The following is a 697-nucleotide window of genomic DNA, read 5'->3' as shown; positions in this document are numbered from 1 at the left end:
TCTTCTCTACAACAATTAGCTAAAGAAGTTGGTTTTGTTCAACGTACAAGTAAATATCAAGCACAAGAATTAATTGCTTTATGTGTATGGCTTAGTCAACAGGTTGCGAGTACACCACTTACACAATTGTGTAGCCGTCTCGAAGCATCTACAGGTGTCCTCATGAGCCCCGAAGGGCTTAATCAACGATTTAATGGTTCAGCCGTACAGTTTCTTCAACAAGTTCTAGCTAATCTTCTAACTCAAAGAATTCATTCAACACAAGAAATACTTCATCCATACTCCACGACTTTTAAACGTATTCGGATCCTAGATTCTACAACATTTCAACTTCCAGATAAGTTTGCTTCACATTATCAAGGTTCTGGCGGAAGTAGCCATACCGCAGGTGTTAAAATCCAACTTGAATATGACTTATTGAGTGGGAAGTTCCTCCACGTTTATGTAGGAGAAGGGAGAGAAAATGATAAAACCTTCGGTTCCACAAGTCTACTAACCATTCAACCGAAAGACTTATACATAAGGGATTTAGGGTATTTCGACTTACACGACTTACAGAAAATGAATGATGAAGGTGCTTACTATGTCTCACGTTTGAAGTTGAATTCTCGTATATATCGTAAGAATGATGAACCAGAGTTTTTTCGGAATGGGACTGTGAAGAAAGGTACTCTCTTTATTCAGTTAGACACGGAGA

Annotated in this window: 1 protein-coding gene; it reads left to right on the top strand. The window is 38.5% G+C overall.

What is annotated here, in order from left to right; all coding sequences use genetic code 11:
* Positions 1–697: IS4 family transposase (locus AC1DUW_RS31500; RefSeq protein WP_477644536.1), on the top strand; the 697-nt coding region annotated here is incomplete at both ends.

Source organism: Peribacillus sp. P4_C12 (assembly GCF_056402095.1).
Note: the sequence above shows the minus strand (reverse complement) of the source record. Positions and strands in the feature narration are given on the sequence as shown.